Source organism: Aquabacterium lacunae, from assembly GCF_004310865.1.
GTDB lineage: Bacteria > Pseudomonadota > Gammaproteobacteria > Burkholderiales > Burkholderiaceae_C > Aquabacterium > Aquabacterium lacunae.
The window spans coordinates 1-843 of the sequence record NZ_SIXI01000032.1; the positions used below are offsets into that span (position 1 = coordinate 1).

General features: G+C 58.4%; 2 protein-coding genes. Both read right to left on the reverse strand.

What is annotated here, in order from left to right; all coding sequences use genetic code 11:
- Positions 1 to 38 precede the first annotated feature (38 nt).
- The gene (locus EYS42_RS16875) at positions 39 to 344 is read right to left on the reverse strand and encodes an addiction module antidote protein (protein WP_207301185.1); all 306 of its coding nucleotides are present in this window, start codon (positions 342 to 344) and stop codon (positions 39 to 41) included.
- Positions 345 to 353: 9 nt separating this feature from the next.
- Positions 354 to 647 carry a type II toxin-antitoxin system RelE/ParE family toxin gene (locus tag EYS42_RS16880; RefSeq protein ID WP_130969379.1) on the reverse strand — a complete coding sequence of 98 codons (294 nt, stop codon included), beginning with the start codon at positions 645 to 647 and terminating at the stop codon, positions 354 to 356.
- Between the last annotated feature and the right edge of the window lie 196 nt (positions 648 to 843).

Sequence of the window (843 nt, forward strand, 5' to 3'; positions counted from 1 at the left end):
GGCGTTAGGCCACACAAAAGTACCGCTCTGGAATAACTTCAGGCGTGAATCGGCTGCGCAACGAGTTTGACGCCCAAAGCTGCGCACACCTTGCTGATCGTGTCGAATCTCGGCTGTGCGTCGGCTCTCAGTGCTTTGTAAAGCGCCTCGCGGGCAATGCCGGATGCTTTGGCAATTTCTGTCATGCCTCGTGCTCGGGCAATGTCGCCCAGTGCCGCGGCAAGCAGCGCAGGATCGCCAGCTTCCAGAACATCGGTCAGGTAGGCCGCGATGGCCTCTTCCGAGTCCAGGTAAGGTGCGGCATCGAACTCTGCCAGTTCAGTGACTTTGACGGTCTTGCTCATGGCTATTCCTTACTCCAGCGTCTTTGCCAATGCCTTGGCTTTACGGATGTCTGCTGCCTGGCTCTTCTTGGAGCCTCCAGCCAACAGGACGATGACCTGTGTACCCCGCTGGATGAAGTACACCCGCCAGCCCGCGCCAAGGTGGATCCGCAACTCAGACACGCCCTCACCCACCGGAGCAACGTCCCCGGGAAGCCCGAAGGACAAGCGCCGAACGCGCGCGGCAACAATTGCCTTCACCTTGGCGTCAGCCAAGTCGTCCAGCCAACGGGTGAACTCCGGGAGTGCCTTCACACTGATCATGCGTCATCGTAATCGATCGATTACATCCGGTCAATGGTATACAAGTGCAACAGCCTGCGTTGACCTCCCCCGCCGGTTCCGGTAGCCTTCGTTTGTAACAACCATCGCATAACACGGGAGCGACATGTCTCAAGCAACACCTTTTTGCTTGTGCGACAAGCACTTGCCTTGCAGCAGTGCGCCCAGGTTATGCGGC